The sequence below is a fragment of the Pseudomonas sp. SG-MS2 genome, assembly GCF_009933855.1.
GTDB lineage: Bacteria > Pseudomonadota > Gammaproteobacteria > Pseudomonadales > Pseudomonadaceae > Aquipseudomonas > Aquipseudomonas putida_E.
The window spans coordinates 33,859-51,837 of sequence record NZ_MOMO01000123.1 but is presented as its reverse complement, the minus strand read 5'-3'; the positions used below and the strand labels follow the sequence as shown (position 1 = coordinate 51,837).

General features: G+C 62.4%; 13 protein-coding genes. All 13 read right to left on the bottom strand.

Annotated features, from left to right (window positions below):
* On the bottom strand, window positions 1–1,865 hold a 1,865-nt coding region (locus BLX42_RS09925), incomplete at its 3' end, for a TIGR00180 family glycosyltransferase (RefSeq protein ID WP_161871700.1).
* 54 nt (window positions 1,866–1,919) lie between these two features.
* Window positions 1,920–2,654 (bottom strand): cephalosporin hydroxylase family protein, encoded by a 735-nt coding sequence (locus tag BLX42_RS09920; protein WP_012315543.1) that lies wholly within the window; start codon window positions 2,652–2,654, stop codon window positions 1,920–1,922.
* A gap of 6 nt (window positions 2,655–2,660) precedes the next feature.
* Complete coding sequence (locus BLX42_RS09915) at window positions 2,661–3,746, bottom strand: class I SAM-dependent methyltransferase (protein WP_161871699.1); 1,086 nt, start codon at window positions 3,744–3,746, stop codon at window positions 2,661–2,663.
* Window positions 3,736–4,593: an NAD(P)-dependent oxidoreductase gene (locus BLX42_RS09910; protein WP_161871698.1), complete on the bottom strand. Its 858-nt coding sequence runs from the start codon at window positions 4,591–4,593 to the stop codon at window positions 3,736–3,738. Before BLX42_RS09910 ends, BLX42_RS09915 begins: the two co-directional genes overlap by 11 nt.
* A gap of 5 nt (window positions 4,594–4,598) precedes the next feature.
* Window positions 4,599–5,822 (bottom strand): class I SAM-dependent methyltransferase, encoded by a 1,224-nt coding sequence (locus BLX42_RS09905; protein WP_161871697.1) that lies wholly within the window; start codon window positions 5,820–5,822, stop codon window positions 4,599–4,601.
* On the bottom strand, window positions 5,819–6,379 hold the full coding sequence (locus BLX42_RS09900) for a dTDP-4-dehydrorhamnose 3,5-epimerase family protein (RefSeq protein ID WP_039604263.1): 561 nt from the start codon (window positions 6,377–6,379) through the stop codon (window positions 5,819–5,821). The genes BLX42_RS09905 and BLX42_RS09900 overlap by 4 nt, the downstream gene beginning before the upstream one ends.
* Entirely contained in the window at window positions 6,376–7,458 is a 1,083-nt protein-coding gene (rfbG, locus tag BLX42_RS09895; protein ID WP_161871696.1) for a CDP-glucose 4,6-dehydratase, read from the bottom strand. Before rfbG ends, BLX42_RS09900 begins: the two co-directional genes overlap by 4 nt.
* Window positions 7,440–8,213, bottom strand: a complete 774-nt coding sequence (gene rfbF, locus BLX42_RS09890) for a glucose-1-phosphate cytidylyltransferase (protein ID WP_119687558.1) — start codon at window positions 8,211–8,213, stop codon at window positions 7,440–7,442. The genes rfbG and rfbF overlap by 19 nt, the downstream gene beginning before the upstream one ends.
* A gap of 125 nt (window positions 8,214–8,338) precedes the next feature.
* Window positions 8,339–11,920, bottom strand: a complete 3,582-nt coding sequence (locus BLX42_RS09885; protein WP_161871695.1) for a glycosyltransferase — start codon at window positions 11,918–11,920, stop codon at window positions 8,339–8,341.
* A 118-nt stretch (window positions 11,921–12,038) separates the two neighbouring features.
* A complete protein-coding gene (locus BLX42_RS09880; protein WP_119687560.1) occupies window positions 12,039–13,613 on the bottom strand; it encodes a flagellar hook-associated protein 3 in 1,575 nt (524 codons plus the stop codon).
* 13 nt (window positions 13,614–13,626) lie between these two features.
* Window positions 13,627–15,675, bottom strand: a complete 2,049-nt coding sequence (gene flgK / locus BLX42_RS09875; RefSeq protein WP_161871694.1) for a flagellar hook-associated protein FlgK — start codon at window positions 15,673–15,675, stop codon at window positions 13,627–13,629.
* A 12-nt stretch (window positions 15,676–15,687) separates the two neighbouring features.
* Window positions 15,688–16,854, bottom strand: a complete 1,167-nt coding sequence (flgJ, locus tag BLX42_RS09870) for a flagellar assembly peptidoglycan hydrolase FlgJ (RefSeq protein ID WP_161871693.1) — start codon at window positions 16,852–16,854, stop codon at window positions 15,688–15,690.
* Between the two features lie 11 nt (window positions 16,855–16,865).
* Entirely contained in the window at window positions 16,866–17,975 is a 1,110-nt protein-coding gene (locus BLX42_RS09865; protein ID WP_046785428.1) for a flagellar basal body P-ring protein FlgI, read from the bottom strand.
* Between the last annotated feature and the right edge of the window lie 4 nt (window positions 17,976–17,979).

Here is a 17,979-nt window from a genome sequence, read left to right as displayed (position 1 = left end):
TCGAAGCCACCCGCCTCCACCAGCACCTCCCGACGCAGCAGCCAATGGCGTGCCATCAGCGTGGGATTGGCCTGCAGCAGGTCCAGGTTTACTCCCGGGCGCAGCAGCTCTCGCCAGGCACCATCGGCCTGTTGCTGGATCTCGTCTACAGCGACCGCGCGGCAATCGGGAGCGTTCAGCAGCTCGAGGCTGGCGCGCAAAAGACCGGTGGCGGTGAAACGGTCACCCGCATCAGCCAGCAACAGCCATTCGCAGGCCGTCTGCCGGGCGATCTGGTTGATCCGCTCGACGTAGTCTTCGCGGCTGACCTTGATGAAATGCAGGGTGTTCTGCAGCGAGGTGGCCACAGGCGGCTCGCCTGTGGTGAAGACCATGATCCGGAACGCCTTGCTCAGGCCGCCCAGCAGGCTGTCGAACGTGTCCTGGAGCTTGGCCATGTTGTTGTCCAGGTCCAACAGCAGAATGCCGAACTGCGGACCACCCTGATGCAGCGCCAGGTGCTCGTTGATGGTCGCTAGCGCGGCGGTGTCCGGCTTGCGCGCCTCCAGCCATTCAAGTAGACGGCCCGAACGCATGCTGCCGAGCAATTCGCGACCGCTCTGCTTCAACACGCCTTCCAAGCGCGCGAGCCAGGCGAACAGCGCCTCGCTTTCATCGCCCTCGTCGTTGTCGCGCAGGTGCTCGGCCAGGCGACGCACCACCTCGCGGTTAAAGGCATTGTGCCCCAGCGCGCCCCACAGGCGAGTACCGACGGTGCCAGGGGTGTCGTTGGCCTGCGCTTGCAGCAGGTGCTCCTGGCGCAGCAGCAGCGGCTCCAGTTGCTGCAACTGCAGGCGCCCGGCTGGCATGGCATGGATGAGGAATTCGAGCGCGGTGAGCTGGTCGAAGAAGGCCTGGTTGTAGAACGGCATTTCAACGTATTGTGATGGCAGGAAGGTGCGCACCGGCGGTTTCAGTGGATCGGCCCACTTTGAGCTCCACACTTTCTCCAAGGTGAGGGCCTTGCGCTGAAACAGGCTCTGAGACATTGACGCGAAACATTCCAGTGCGTGCTTACGCAAACCAGCACGATCCAGCCCTTCAATGGCCGTCGGCAGTCCAGCAAGAAAGTCGGCGAACGCTTCGCGCCCGGCCACCGATTTGGCATCAGTAAAGCTGAGCACGTGAATCACTTCGGTCTTGTGCTCTGAGTTGCCATAGTTGGCTTCACGCACCGCGTACGGCATCGGCAGGATCCGTGCATTGGCATTGGCCAGCAGGAAATATACATGGCCGATTTCCTGCCATTCAAAGCTTGTACCATCAGGCAGCAATTCGAACCAACGGTGTAGCAACGCAGTCCGCGTAACCGCAAAGAATGGTGGGATAAACTCCCCAATGTAGTCCATCACGCGCTGTTCAGCCCGAGGGTGAGCATAATCCTCGCTAACCTTCTTGTCCCGACGGTAGTAGCTGACGCCAGTGGCCTCAGCCAGGTACATCATGCTGTAGCCATGGCACATGCCGTAATCGGGGTTGGCCTCAAGGAAGTCCAGCGACTGGTTCAGCCCGTCGTACAGCAGGAAATCGTCATCAGCGGCGAAGGCCATGAACGGCGTGTTCACCCGGCCCACACCATAGGCCAGCTTGGCCTGGAAGCCCTGGTAGGAAAACTGTGGCAGGTGCAGGTACTCGATGCCGGGGTACTGCGCGGCCATCACCTCGGCCGATTCGCTCGAGGAATCCAGCACGAGGATCGAGCACCGATAGCCGCTGTAATACTGCAGCGTGCGCTGCAGGAACGCCGGCCGGTTGTGCGTCATCAATACCAGCGTGAACCGCTCGCGCAGTGTGGCTGCCTGGTCTGCCGAGAAATTGCCTTGCATAGTCTTACCCACCATTGGCGTTGCCGCCGAAGAAATCGAACTCTGTTGAATGTCTCAGCGAACCCGGCGCAGGTAGCCGTCCGGTGCTACGGTGACCAACAGCTTGTTCTGCAGCTGATAGTCGATTTCGAAGCTGTCGTTACCCTTGAGGTATTCCCAAACTGCGGTCTTGGGGTTGTCGCCAGGCCCCCACGGGCGATCGGGGAAGAAGTCTGCCGGCATGTCCTCGACCACGGTGTCCATCACCACGCAGTAACTGCCCACGGCCACCAGCGGCGCATACAGCTCCAGCTCCTTGAGCACGTGCTCATGCGTGTGGTTGGAGTCGAGCACCAGGATGACCTTCTTGCCTTCGGCGAGCGCCCTGACCTGCCCGGCGATGTCGGCATCGATGCTCGAGCCTTCGATCATGCGCACGCGCTTGCTCATCGGGTGCGCCTCGATGGCCTGGCGGTTGTGCGGGCGGATGTCGATGTCGATGCCAAGCACCTCACCATGGCCCTGCAGCTCCAGCAGGGAGGCGTAGTAGAGGATCGAACCGCCGTGAGCGATGCCGCACTCGATGATCAGGTCAGGCTTGACCTGCCAGACGATCTCCTGCATCGCCATCATGTCCTGGGGCAACTGGATGATCGGCCGGCCCATCCACGAAAAATGGTAGCTGTACTTGTGCTCGGCGGACTTGTTGAAGAAGTCGCGAGACAGTTGCTGCAGCTCCTTGTCTTCGCCCTGGGAGGCGATCTGCGCGTTGCACTCGGCTTCGAAGGCTTTGATCGGCGTGTCGGTCATGGTTCTTTACTCGGTTGGCTGGTCGGTGAAATCGGCATTGTCGACGGCGTGATAGACAAAACGGCCATCGGTCATGCGGCGGATTTCCTCGAGGTAATTGGAATTCATCACGAACAGGTGGGCGCCATCCGGCAGGCTTTGCATCGCCTCTTGCGGCGATGACACCCGCGCGCCACTTAACGGCAGGTAGCGACCCTGCTTGGCAGGATTGATGTCGATAACCTGGTCCACCGGAGCACCGGCACGCTGCAGGAACAGCGAATAGATCACGCCCTTGGACGATGCGCCCCAGATCGCCGAACCACGTCCGGCATCGCGGCGCACCAGACATGCGGCATGCTGCAGGCTGGCACTGAAATCGGCCGGCAACGACAGCGGCGGCACGGGCTCGAGCGTGGTGCGCAGGCTGGCAAGGTCGGCAACGATGTACAGGTACTGGCCATCGAACAGGTGACCGGCCTCGGCGACCGTGCGGAACAGGCGGTGCAGGTCGGCCAGGCGGAAGTAATTGACATGCTCGTAGAACAGGTCAAACCACGCTTTGTGCTCGATGATCCAGTCCAGGCACGGCACTTCGATGTATATCTGCCCTGCACCGCCATTGGCATCGGCGATGGCGGCAAGGAACGTGACCGGGTCCTGAATGTGCTCGAGCACATGGCGCAACACGATGGCTTCGGCCTGGCGGTTCAACTCACGGGTGAAGGGCGCTTTGACCACGTCCGGGTTGTCGCCCTCGTAGGCAGGGTCGATGCCGGTGACGGCATAGCCGCGCTCGCGCAACAGTTCGAGGAACCAGCCTTTGCCACAGCCCACTTCGATCAGGCGCTGGCCCCTGAAGTGGCGGGCGATGACATCTTCGACATCGTCCAGGTGGCGCTGGAAGCGCGCCGAATGCGCCTGCTCGTTCTGATAGTCGCTGTCGTAGCTGAGCTTGTCGGCGTCGAAAGCGTCGTTGTAGACCAACCCGGTGCGGCTATCCTGCACCAGACGCATGTCGGCGCTGGCTGAGGCTCGGGCCGATCGGGCATCGGCAAAGGTACGGTTCTGCAGCACCGGCAGGCCGGTAGCGCGATACAACTCATGTTTCATGGCGTGCTCCCAGCAGAGCCTGCAACTTGCGGGCATCGCCCCAGAACGCCATGGGTTCGTGGGCAGGATAAGGGTAATGGCCAAGGTTCAGCGCAAGGGTGGCGTTGCGCTCGGCGATGCGGGCTTCCACCAGCTTGCGTACCGATATCGGCTGGCCGCTGCAGCAATTGACCACGCCGCTGAAATCGCGCTGCCCGAGCAGGTCGGCCAGATATGTACTGGCGCTTTCGATAGCAAGGTAGTCGCGCAGTTGCTCGCCACCTGACATGTCGAAATGCGGTTGCCCCTGGTCGATTGCGCGGTCCAAGGCTGCCAGCAGGCTGCCTGGGTTTTGCCCCTCGCCGAACAGGTAGAACAGGCGCACCCACTGCAGGTTGAACGGTTGCTGGCGGGCCAGGCTTTCGAGGAACAGGCGCAAGCTGTGCTTAGCCAGCCCGTAAGGGTTGGCCGGCTGGCAGGCCAGCGCCTCGTCCAGCGCGCCATTGCGCAGGCCGTATTCGAAACAGGTGCCGGCCACCTGCACCTGGCCGACACCGGCTGCGACGGCACGCTTGATGAAGGCATAGTCAGCCATCAAGTTGCGCTCCAGGTGGAACAGCCCTTGATAATTCGGCAGGCCTGGCCAGGCCAGGTGCACCAGCGCATCGATGCCGTCGCACAACTGATTGACGTCCAGCTGCGGGTCATGCAGATCGGCGCCGACGAAATCGACCTGGCCGAACCACGGCATGGCTTGAGCCGGCTCCAGACGACGTGCCAGCGCACGCACCCGGTACCCGCGCGCCAGCAAGGCGGCGACCAGATGCCGGCCCACAAAGCCAGTGGCACCGGTGACAAGCACCTTCATCGCGGTCACAGGACGGTCAGCTCAGGCACGGCGATCACAAAGCGCCCGCCCCATTTGCGGATGTGCGCCTGCTGCTCGCTGACTTCCTTGAGCAGGTTCCACGGCAGTACCAGCACATAGTCCGGCCGCTCGATGGCCAGGCGCTCGGGGGCGACCACGGGAATTCGGCTGCCCGGCAGGAACTTGCCCTGCTTGTGCGGGTTGGCGTCGGCCACCCAGGCTAGCAGGTCGGGCTTCACGCCTGCGTAGTTGAACAGGGTGTTGCCCTTTGCTGCGGCGCCATAGCCAACCACTCGTTTGCCTTCGGCCTTGGCCTGCAACAGGAAGCGCAGCAGCTGGTGCTTGATCCGCTGCGCCGCCGGTGCAAGGGTGCTGTAGAACGCCGCCGTGCTGACACCGACCCGCGCCTCGATGCCAAGCAGGTCGTCGACACTGGCCTGGCGTGGGCGCGGGCCATCGGCGCGCTGCACGAAAACCCGCAACGATCCGCCATGGGTCGGCAATTCGCTGACATCGAAGATCACCAGGCCGTTGCGAGCACAAAGCGTGTTGACCGCCGTCAGTGACAGGTAGGAGTAATGCTCATGGTACAGGGTATCGAACTGCTGCTCGGCCATCAGGCGCAGCAGGTGCGGAAACTCGAAAGTAGCCACACCATCGGCTTTGAGCAGGGCCGCGAAACCGCGCAGAAAATCGTTGATGTCCGGCACGTGGGCGAGCACGTTGTTGGCGGCCATCAGGTCAGCCGACCAACCTTCACTCGCCAGGTCACGGGCGGCCTGTTCGCCGAAGAACACCTCACGAATCTGCAGCCCTTTCTCCCGGGCCGCCTGCGCAGTGCTTCGGGTGGGTTCGACACCGAGGCACGGAATGCCGCGCTCGGCCACATACTGCAACAGATAACCGTCATTGGCGGCGATTTCCACCACCCGGCTCTCGCCGTTCAGGCCGAAACGCTCGACCATCTGCCCGACATAGTCGCGGGCATGGGCCAGCCACGAACTGGAATAGGAGCTGAAATACGCATAGTCGGCATCGAACAGCGTCTCGGCGCGGGTGTAATCCTCGGTCTGCACCAGCCAGCACTGCTCACACACCGCCACTTTAAGCGGCACCCAGGCATCGGCCGCGGCCAGTTGGTCAGCGCGCAGGTAGGCGTTGGACGGCGGCGCAGTGCCAAGGTCGATCAGGGGCAGGCTCAGGCAGGTACCACAGCCACGGCAGTTCATGGACGCACTCCGGTAAACGACAGGTCCAGCCAGGGATGAGCGGCATCCCGGGCCGACAGATTCTTGACAGCAAGCGGCCAACGGATGGCCAACTTCGGATCGAGTACCGACAGCCCGCCTTCGCGGCCCGGCGCATAGTCGGCACTGTGCAGGTAAAGCAGCTCGGCATCCTCGCTCAGCACCTGGAAACCATGGGCAAAGCCGGCCGGTATCAACAGGCTGCGGCCATCGCCGGCCCGCAAGTGTTCGGCGTGCCAGTGCAGGAAGGTTGGCGAGCCTTCGCGAAGGTCCACTGCCACGTCCCACACCTCACCGCGCAGGCAGGTGATCAGCTTGGCCTCCGGGGTGTCGCCGGTCTGGTAGTGCAGGCCGCGTACGCTACCTGAGCCCTGAGTGTGCGAGTGGTTGATCTGGCGCACATGGAACGGCGCACCCAGGGCGCCCAGGCTGGATTCGCAGAACAGCCGCGCGAACTGCCCGCGGGCATCGCCATGGCGCTTGTGCTGGACACTGAACAGGCCACCCAGTGGCAAGGCTTGCAGCAGCAGATCAGTCACGGCAACTCCGTGTACAGGTTCAGCTGGTGCAGCGTGACGGCGCGCATGTTATCGCCACGCTGCCACGCCAGGTGCCAGTCGAGCGTGTGCTGCAGGCATTCGTGCAACGACCAGCGCGTGCGCCAGCCCAGCACCTGGCGGGCACGAGAGCTGTCCAGGCGTAGCAACCCTGCTTCATGCAACTCGCTTGGCTCGACCCGCACCCCTGGTGCCTGCGGCCATTGCCGGGCCAGGCGGTCGACCACCTCACCGACGCTGCACATGTCGCCTTCGCTCGGGCCGAAGTTCCACGCACCGGCGCAGGCCGGCCCCTGGGTATACAGGCGCTCGGCCAACTGCAGGTAGCCGGCCAGCGGTTCCAGGGCGTGCTGCCAAGGGCGCACGGCCTGCGGGTAGCGCAGGGTGACCGGCGACCCGGCCGACCAAGCCTTGAGCACATCGGGGACAAGCCGCTCTGCGGCAAAGTCTCCGCCGCCCAGTACATTGCCGGCGCGCGCGGTGGCCAGGGCCACGCCGTGTTCGGCATGCTCGGCGGCCGGGAAGAATGACGCGGCGTAGGACTGCGCCAGCAGCTCGCAGCAGGCCTTGCTGCTGCTGTACGGGTCATGCCCGCCCAGGGCCTCGTTCTCGCGGTACGGCCAGGGCCATTCCTGGTTGGCATAGACCTTGTCGGTGGTGACCAGGACGCACGCACGCACCCCGCCAACCTGGCGCACCGCTTCAAGCAGGTTAAGGGTGCCCATCACGTTGCTGGAATAGGTACCTAGCGGGTCACGGTAGGCCTCGCGCACCAGTGGCTGAGCCGCCAGGTGCAGGACGATTTCCGGCTGGGCCTGGGCCACCGCTTCAAGCAGCGCGCCGAGGTCGCGCAGGTCGCCGCGCACGTCGGCAATGTCGCTGCCGACCTGGGCAAGTTCGAACAGGCTTGGTTCGGTGCCAGGGTCCAGCGCGAAGCCTGTGACCTGAGCGCCGAGCTCACGTAACCAGAGCGCCAGCCAACTGCCCTTGAAACCCGTGTGACCGGTGAGCAGAACACGCTTGCCCTGCCAGAACGCTGGACTCAGGCCCACTGCTTCCATGGAGCCTCCCCGCTTTGCCAGAGTTGTTCCAGATGGTTCTTGTCACGCAGCGTATCCATTGGATGCCAGAAGCCATCATGCTCAAAGGCGTTCAGTTGCGACTCAGCGGCCAGGCAGGCAAGCGGCTCCGACTCCCAGGAAGTCTGATCGTTGGCGATGTAGTCGAGCACCTTGGGCGAAAGCACGAAGAAGCCACCGTTGATCCAGCCACCGTCACCACGGGGCTTTTCGACGAAACCGGTGACGCTGTCGCCGTCGCGTGCCAGCGCGCCGTAGCGCCCAGGAGGCTGTACCGCAGTAACGGTGGCGAGTTTGCCGTGGGCCAGGTGGAAATCCACCAGGGCGCCGATGTTCAGGTCCGAAACACCGTCCCCGTAGGTGAAACAGAAGGCATCTTCGCCCTCAAGGTAGCGAGCGGCGCGGCGCAGGCGGCCACCGGTCATGGTTTCTTCACCGGTGTCGACCAGGGTCACGCGCCATGGCTCGCTGTAGTTCTGGTGCACGTCCATGCGGTTTTCGCGCATGTCGAAGGTGACGTCCGAGGTGTGCAGGAAGTAGTTGGCGAAGAAATCCTTGATCGCGTAGCCCTTGTAGCCCAGGCAGATCACGAAATCGTGGATGCCGTGAGCCGAGTACTGCTTCATGATGTGCCAGAGAATTGGCTTCCCACCGATTTCGATCATGGGTTTGGGCTTGAGGTGAGACTCCTCGCTGATACGCGTGCCCAGTCCACCCGCCAGAATTACCGCCTTCATGTCGTCTCCTCGTGTTCGTCACCCGCCATAAGTCGTGTGGCTGCACGATTTATGGCGATATGACGGAGGGCTTGCAGGAAACGCGCCAGAAGGCGATTTATTGGTGTCGTCCATACACCCCGCAGTCAGCCCGGCATCCAGCCGCTGTACCAATGCTGAACGTGCTCTTCGCGCAGTACGTAGTCACGCAGCACTTCCTGCTTCAGCCGGTCGCCCTGGCGGAAACTTTCGTCAGGGTCCGCCAGGTGCATGCGGATCGCCTCCAGCCACTCGGCGGTGCTGTTGGTCTTGATCCGCGTGCACGGCAAGTAGCCTTCATAGGCACGGGTATCGGTGACGATCACCGGGTACCCGCACGCGCCGTATTCCAGCAAGCGCAAGTTGCTCTTGCAGTCATTGAAGATGTGATACTCCAGTGGCGCCAAGGCCAGGTCCAGGTTCAGGCTGGCGAGCTTGGCCGGGTACAGCTCCAGCGGCACCGGCGGATGGAACTCGCTGATGTAGGGCCGCAATGCCGGCGGACACATACCGAAGAACACCCATTGGACTTCGTTCGCCAAGGTCTTGACCACCTCGGCAATCACTTCCAGGTCGCCGGTATGGCTGGTGCCACCGCCCCAACCCACCCGCGGCTTGCGCGCGCTGCGGCGCTGGCTACGCAAACCGGCCCAGAGCTGCTCGGCCAGCATGTTCGGCATTACCCGGATATCGCTATGGGTGTCATGCAGGGCATCCGCCAGCGCCTGGGTCGAGACCACCAGCCGATCACAGCGTTCGATACCTCGGCGCAGGGACTTTTCCAGATCTTTTGGCGTGTGCTTGAGGTGCCCGTTCTTCTTCGGCACATCAATCACGTAGTCGTCCAGCTCGTAGATGCAAAAGCCCTTGGAGAAGGTCTTGAGGCGCTCGATCTCCTTGACGAACCCTTCGGTATAACGCCCCTGCAGAATTGCCACATCCGGCGAGCTGCGCTCCAGCTCGACGCTGCTCGGTATCTCGAAGTACTGCTGCTGGGTCACCCAGCCAGCCTTCTCCAGCTCGACCAGCGGCTGGATCACCCGGTAATGCCCGACCGCAGTCTTGTTCATTGGCAACGCCAGCACATGGGGCAGTGGACGGCTGACGAAAGGCATCCAGGCGGCCTTGAGGCCCGGATCCAGGCAGAAGCTGGAGCCGTTCAGGGACAGGTTGATATTGTAAGCGGGGTCACGCGCTACCACCGGCATCCAAGCCTTGAAGAAGGCATCATGCTGCTGCGCCAGCCGGGCCTGGCGCTCGGCTTCAGCCTGCGCATCGATCGCCGCCGGCGCTGGCGGGTCCAGTACCAGCCGGGCATCCGGCGCCCACACCACAAGGTACCCGGCTTCGCCCAGGCGCAGGCCCAGGTCGATATCGCTGAAGGCCAGGCTGAAGACGCTTTCATTGAGCCCGCCCAACGACAGGAACAGCTCTTTGCGCACCAACAGGCAATCAGCCCCGACAGCAGAATAATTCTGCGCCACTTGCAAACGCTGCATGTAACCGCCCGCCTCCATCGGCTCGCCCACGAACGGCGACCCCACGGCGCCACGCAGGCCCAGCACGCCGCCCGCATGCACGATCAGACCGTGGGCGTTGCAGAGCTTGGCACCCACCGCTCCGACTTCAGGGCGCTGGCCATGGCTGAGCAGTGCGTCGAGCCAGTCTGGCTCGGTGACCACAGCGAAAGGGCTCAGCATCAGCAGGTATTCACCCCGGGCGTGTTGCGCGGCAAGGTTCTGCACAGCGGCGAAGCTGGCCAGCTCGCCCAGCATCAGGACCCGCAACTTGTCTTCGCCCAGCTGTTGAAGGGCGGTGAGCCAGGCGTGAGTCTCGGCACCTTGACTGGCATTGTCGACAATCAGCACTTCGTAGTGACCGTAGGCGGTCTTCTCAAGCACGCTTTCCAGGCAGCGCTCGAGGGCAGGCAACTGGTCCTGGGCACTGATCACCAGGCTTACCAGTGGCTGGGTGGCGTGCAGGTAGCGGACCTGGTTGATTGCCCCGCCACTGTTCTGCAGCCGGTAGGTCACGCCCAAGCGCTTGAGGTGGGCATCCAGCAGTTTCGGATTTTCCTCAACCACTGCCTGCGAAGACAGCCAGGCAGCGTAGCTGAACGCGCTTTCGGCCAGCACTTCCGGAATGTGCTCGATGGCATGCGGGCCGCAGCTTTCCACAAGACGCCAGAGTAGATCGTGCGGCGCCAGCTCGCGATATCCGGGCGTGAAACCGCCCAGTGCCCGCAAGGCGTCAAGCGAGAACGCCAGCATGCGACCGGTATAAGGGTAGCCGCGCATCAAATCGAGGTTGAAGTCGGGCTTGAACACCGGCTCTACGGACGCCTCATCCCGCACGCCCCCCTCATCGCCATAGCAGCAGGCGATCTGCGGGCGCGATACGACCCGCTCGGCCAGGAGCATCAGGCTGAAGGCATTGAGCCGGTCGCCAGCACGCAGCAGGTAGATCCAGTCCACCTCGCCCAACTGGTCAAATGCCGTGTTCAGTTGTTCAGCCCAGTCGGCCTGCAATGGCTGGTGGACCCTGCGAACATCTGGGCCGCCTGGCAGCGGCGCGCTGGACAATACCAGCGTCATCTCTGCGCCATAGGCCTGGCGCTCAATGCTGTCCAGGGTAACCTGCAGAGCTTGTGCATCACCCTCGCTGTCGATAACCACGGGCACGATACGCGGACGAGTTGGCCAGTGCTCGCTAAGGCGCATCAGACGCGCGAGCACCAGCGGATCCTGTCGGCAGGCCAGCCATTTGCTGTACAGCTCGGCAAAGCTGTCGCTGTCGCTGCCGACATGAGATTCCTGGATCGCCTGCAAGCAACGCAGGATATGGATCAGGAACAGGTTCTCCCAGATACGCTGGGTATCGCCCTCGTCGCCCTGGAGGATTTGCACCCGCACCCAACCGGAGAACGGCTCACGTACTGCAGTGCGCGCGGCGAACATGTCGCGCAGGTGTTGTGATTCACTGGTAGCGGCAGCCTTCACATCGCTCTGGCGACGCAGTTGGTCGGGATGAACCCGCTCGACACAGTGCACCCCGGCGGTCACGCCCAGATGGCCGCGACGCAGCAGGCACACGAACAACACGAAATCGAGCATTGCCACAAAGCCCGGCGCCAGCGCAGGCAGCAATTCACGCAGATCGCGGGTACGCACCAGCACGCTGCTCAGCCCGCCGATGAAGTTGAGCTGGCGCGTCTCGAAGAAATCCAGCAGGTCGTCACCGTTGAACAGTGTGTCGCCAAAGGTGACCGGGCTGGTCTCCAGGCGCTGCGGCAGCATGTGATCTTCGCCATCTATCAGGTAGCGCCTGGCCGCGACCAGGCTGACATCTTCATGGGCCTGGAACAGTCGCACCTGGCTGGACACGCAATCGGCCATCAGGCGGTCATCGTCACAGAGGAACTTGATGTAGTCGCCCTGGCTCTGCTCCAGCCCGTGTTGCAAATTCCCGGCAAAACCCAGCGGTTGCGGGTTACGCAAGTAAATCAGTGGATGACGTGCAAGACTGCGCAGCTCATCGACCACCGCCTCTATCTGCGTACCTGGGCTGTCGTCGCAGACGATGACTTCGAGGTTTGCGTAATCCTGAGCCAGGGCGCTGACCAGAGCAGTACGGAAGTAACGGGGGTTGCAGGCGGGAATGACGAGGCTGACTAGAGGGGCTGGGTTCACGAGGAAATCTCTCGACCGATGACTGCCCGCAGGGAATTCAGAACAGTCGATACTACGGGGAAATCAATGCGCCTTCACCGCGTACCTTAGGGGTAAGCGGTGAAGGCGACGGGCGCACTTAACCGATGGCGTTGAACAGGCTCAGCTGGCTGACGCGTGCGAAAGCCGCCTGCGAAGCCTGAAGCAAGGTCTGCTGCTGGGTAAGGCGGACCAGCACGGTGGCAGGGTCCGAGTCACGGATCGACGACTGCGTGGTGCTGTTGGCAATGCTCAGACTCTCGTTGGTGTTCTGCTGGATTTCCAGCGCCTTGCCACGGGCACCGATATCGGTGACTGCCGTGTTGAGCGCGTCCTGACCGCTCTGGATATTGGCGATGGCCGAATCCAGGTCTGCACGCAGTTGCTGGTAGGCCGCGTTGTCGCCGTCGATCGGCTTGCTCAACGCCGTACGCAACTGGGCGACGGTGTCCAGAACGTTTTGGGTCTGGTGGTTGTCGACGTTCACCACGTACTGGTCACCGGACTGCTGCGCGGGCGTGCTGGTGAAGGTGAAGTCCACACCGGCAGCCGAGGCGACGTTGCCAGTCATGGCACCACTGGCCACCGGGCGGCTGTCAGCGGTCAGCGGCTGGGCATAGAGTTCGAAGTCCGTGGCGCTGGTGAACTTGATGACCGCACCGCCATTGGGAAACATCGCTTTGTACTGGGCCGGATCAGTGATGCTGATCGACGATACCTGAGCACTCGACGGGTTGCCCGGGCTACGGGTCGCAGTGATGGTATCGGGCTTGCTTTGCAGGGTGAAGGTATGACCTGCCACCGCTGCATCCGGAACGTCGCCGTCCTGAAGGTTGATGTTCAGCCGCATGTCCACACCACGGAAGCTGATCATCGATCCGCCTACGGTATCGGGATCGAATTTACCGCCCTGGGTGGCCTCGGCGGTCACATCGTTGCCCAAGCTGTCGGTGATGCTGAACTCGGTACTGCTGAGCATGGTGACTGTGTACGGCTGACCACTGCGGAAGCGATCGTTGTACGTGACGCTGCCGGACACTTGCCCATTGGACAGCTTCACGCGGCCATCATCCACCGCGGGGGCGCTCAGGCTGGTTTCGGTGCGGCTGGTGTTGAGGGCTTGCTCGAATACGCTATAGCCAGAGCTGTTGCCGGCCATCTTGAGCATGTCACCAACCTGCAGCTCCAGCTGGGTCTGGTCACCCTGATAAGAGTAGGTACCATCGGCATTGCGCACAAACGGCGCGGTGTCGGTACTGGAACCGGCAAACAGGTACTGGCCGTTCTCATCACGGCTGTTCATGAGGCTCAACAGCTGGTCTTCCAACTGCCCCAGCTCGGCTGCCTTGGCCTTGCGTTCGGTGTCGGTGTAGCCGGCATTACCCGACTCGATCGCCAGCTCGTTGACCCGCGTCAGGATCGTGTTGATCGAATTGAGCGTGGTCTCGGTCTGGTTCAGCGAGTTGGTGATGTTTGTCGCGTTGGTCTTGTACTGGGCCAGCATGTCTGCCTGATTACCCAGCTGCAGCAGACGTGCAGCCCCCACCGGATCATCGGCAGCGGTATTGACCCTGACGAAGGAACTGGCCTCTTCGTTGGTCTTGATCAGGTTGGAATAGTTGCGCTGGTAGTTCGCCGCGCTGGTCTGGTAGAACTGGGCCGTGGAAATACGCATGGATCAATACTCCTTAAAGCGCAGCGATCAGGGTGTTGAAGATGTCCTGCGCCGTCTTGATGATCTGCGACGAGGCCGTGTAGTACTGCTGGTACTTGATCAGGTTGCTGGCTTCTTCATCCAGCTGCACGCCGGACAACGAATCACGGGCACCGGCAGCCTGGGTAAGGATGACGCCGGTTGCCTGGGTGTCCATCTGGCCCTGCTTGGCCTGGGCACCCACACTTTCCACCAGTTTGCCGTAGGCATCGGTAATGCTGATGCCCTTGGTCGAACCAATGTCCATCGTCTGTTTGGTCTGCAGCTCCTGCAGGGACAGTGCATTGCGGTTGTCCGAGGAGCCTGCGCCGGTCAACGATACGGTAAAGCTGTCGCCATTCTTGGGCGAGCCGGCTACATCCATCTCGAAGCTGAATGACTTCTGGACGCCGCTGGCGTCATTGATCGGGTTGCCCGAGGCATCGATCATTGGCACATCGAGCTTCAGGGTATTGCTTTGCCCCGGAATGAAGGTGCCGGTGCCAATACTGTTGCCCTTGGCATCGAAGGCTTCGTAGGTTTGCGGTGAGGTGGTTTCGTCACCGAACACCAGGCGCACCGGGGTGGAATACTTTATGCCGGTTTGCAGCTCCAGACGCTGGGCAGGGTCGGCGATGTCCAGCACCGAGGTCAGGACCGGCTGGGTGATGACACCAGTACCGGAATTGCCGCTGCCGGATGTGGCGGTCAGCGGTGCGGCCAAGGCCAGCCGCTTGGCGTCAGTGAGGACCACATCGATTTCTGCCGAGGCATTGCGGGTCGGGGTGATCTTGAAGCTGTCCCCCACTGCAGCAGTACCGCTCTTGAGGTCGATGCTGAAACCGTCGATCACCGGTGCCGGGTCGTCGTTGGTGCTGTAGGTGCCCATGTCCGTGCCGTAAGGCAGCTTCTTGACCTGGAACTTATCCGCGGTCGGGCCAACGAACGTCACCTGATAGTCACTGGTGCTCAGCTTGCCGGTATCGCGGATGACAACGTTCAGGGCGGCGTCGCCAGCATTGCCAATCTTGGCAGTGCTGCGCGCAGACATGGCTTTGTCGCTATTGATGTCGCCAAACAGAGCAGCGCCGAATTCACCGTTCTTGTCGATACCTTGGCCGAGCTGCGAGTTGATCTGCTGCGACACCACCAGCGCGATACGACCCAGCTCGTTCATGGCCGGCGCCAGGGTTTCACTCCGGTAGCGCAACAGCCCACCCATTTCACCACCGGTGATGCTGTTGGTGATGTCCATGGTGGTGCTGCCACGATCGAGCTTGATCGCAAACTGCGTAGGGTCGGTGGCGCTGGGTTCAGCGCTCATCTTGTTGGTGGTCTTGCCCAGTACCAGCGACTGGCCGTTCTTCAGGTAGACGTCGATATTGCCGTCACGCTCGACGGTTTGCACACCCACCAACTCATTGAGCTGGCGCACGGCCTCGTTGCGCTGATCGAGCAGGTCGTTGGGCTGACCATTGACTGCCGAAACCTTGGAAATCTGCTCGTTGTACTGCGCGATACTGGAGGTCAGCTCGTTGATCCGGGCGGTCATCGAGCTCAAGTTGCCATTGATGTTGGTGTTCTGCTCCTTGAACTGGGCAGACAGGCTGTTGAAGCGATTGGCCAACGCATCGGCATTGCTTAACAACAGCTGGCGGGAAGCATCTTCGGTCGGTTTGTTGGCGGCGCTCTGCAAGGCAGAAAAGAAGTTGGTCAGCGCGCCAGTGATACCGGTGTTGCTGTCAGACAACAAGTTGTTGAGCGGCGTGACCTGATTCAGGTAGGCGGTGCTGTCACTGTTGAGCGAGGTGGCGGTCTGCAACTGTGCATCCAGGAAGGCGTTGTACACCCGGCGCACATCCGCCAGCGTGGTACCGGTGCCCATGAACAACTGGCCTTCCTGGAGCGAGCCTTTGGCACGCTGGATGTTCTGCTGACGGGAGTACCCGGCGACATCGGCGTTGGCGATGTTGTTGCCTGTGGTATGCAGACCCGACTGGGAAGCCGACAACCCCGACATGCCAATGTTGATCAAACTCGCCATGTTTCCATACCCTTAAAGTGGTGTTGTGGTACCGAGCGATGCATAGCTCTCGTACGACTTCATCTGTCTTGCGATCTGCGAGATCTTGCTGGCGTAATTCGGGTCGGTGGCGTACCCGGCCTTTTGCAACTCTTGCACGAACTGTTCTGGCTTATCGGCCGCCTTCACCGCTTCTTGATAGCGGGAATTGTTCTGCAGCAGGCTCACCAGGTCGTGGAAGCTGTCCTGGTAGGAATCGTACGAGCGGAACGCTGCCGTCTCCTTGACGAACTGGCCGTCACGGAACTCGCTGGTGATCGCCCGCGCCGAATCGCCTTCCCAATTGCCCGTGGCCTTGATGCCGAACAGGTTGTGGCTGCTGCTGCCATCGCTGTTGCGCATGACCGACTTGCCCCAACCGGTTTCCAGGGCGGCCTGGGCCACCAGGTAACGCGGGTCGACACCGATACGCTTGGCGGCTTGTTCGGCCATCGGCAGCATGGTGGCGACGAATGCGTCGCTGTCGGCGAACGCTTTCTTCGGCGCCAAAGGAGGCTGCGCCACGGCACGGCCGGTAATGCGCAGGCCGCGTTCGGGCACGGCAAAGCTCTGCGCCACCTGCTGCCCATCGCGGGCCGGCACGGCGGCGGTATTGGTGGCTGCCGCCGGGTTGCCCACCGAGGGCACGATACCGGCCAGCAGGCGGTCGGTCAGCTTGCCCGGCAACGCCAGGCGCCGTGAATTGAGCGCGGCAACGTCGTTGCGGCTGGCAGCCGACTGCGCGGCATGTACCGGCTCGGCTACCTTGTTGCCCCACAGCGCCGGCGCACTACCCTCGATACGCGGGAACGGGCTGGTGTTGACCGGCGCGCTCTTGTTCTTCGACAGCTGGCGCACCAGCACGTCCTGCAGGCCGATACCGCCGCCCTCGCGGGACATGCTCACAGCCAGCTGCTGGTCGTACATGTCGCGGTACTGCTTGACCGTCGCGCTGTTCATCGGGTTGTCATCGGCCAGTACATCACTGGCCTTGCGCGAGGCCTTGAGCATTTCGCTGATGAACAGCGACTCGAACTCCTGGGCCACCTTGCGCACATTGGCGTCGCTGTCGCGATCACCGTGCTTGAGCGAGCTCAGGCGATTGAGGTCGGTGTAGGCGCCGCTGTCGGCCGCGCTGGAAACCAGGCTTTTCGAGTTCATGCGTGGCGTCCTCAGATCACGATCAGGTCGGCCTGCAAGGCGCCGGCCTGTTTCAGGGCTTCGAGGATGGCCATCAGGTCGCTGGGCGCTGCGCCCACCTGGTTCACCGCACGGACGATTTCATCCAGCGTGGTGCCCGGGCCGAACTTGAACATCGGCTTGGCTTCCTGTTGCGCGTTGACCCGCGAGCGCGGCACCACGGCCGTCTCACCATTGGAGAACGGCCCCGGCTGGCTGACGATCGGGTCTTCGGTGATGGTCACGGTCAGGCTGCCGTGGGTCACCGCCGCCGGCGAGACCTTGACGTTCTGGCCGATCACGATGGTGCCGGTACGCGAATTGATGATGACCTTGGCGACAGCCTGGCCCGGGTCGATCTCCAGGTTTTCGAGGATCGACAGGTAGTCCACACGCTGGGTCGGGTCCATCGGCGCGCTGACGCGTACCGAGCCGCCATCCACGGCCTGGGCCACGCCTGGGCCCAGCAGTTCGTTGACCTTGTCGACGATACGCTTGGCGGTGGTGAAGTCGGGCCGGTTGAGGTTCAACGTCAGGCTATTGCCCTGGTTGAAACCACTCGGTACTGCACGCTCCACCGAAGCGCCACCCGGGATACGGCCTGCCGACGGAACGTTGACGGTGATCTTCGAGCCATCGCGGCCTTCGGCATCGAAGCCGCCGACCACCAGGTTGCCCTGGGCGATCGCATAGACGTTGCCGTCGATACCCTTGAGCGGCGTCATCAGCAGGCTGCCGCCGCGCAGGCTCTTGGAGTTGCCGATCGAGGACACGGTAATGTCCACCACCTGGCCCGGCTTGGCGAATGGCGGCAGGTCGGCATGCACCGACACCGCAGCGACGTTTTTCAGCTGCACGTTGCCGGAGCCGGCGGGCACTTTGATGCCGAACTGCGACAGCATGTTGTTGAACGTCTGCAGGGTGAATGGCGTCTGGGTGGTCTGGTCACCCGTGCCGTTGAGCCCCACCACCAGGCCGTAACCGATCAACTGGTTGGAACGCACGCCCGAGATACTGGCGATGTCCTTCAGGCGCTCGGCATGGGCGCCGAACGCACAGGACAGAAGCAAGGTTGCGGCAATCAGTTGCCTGACGTTGAACATGTTC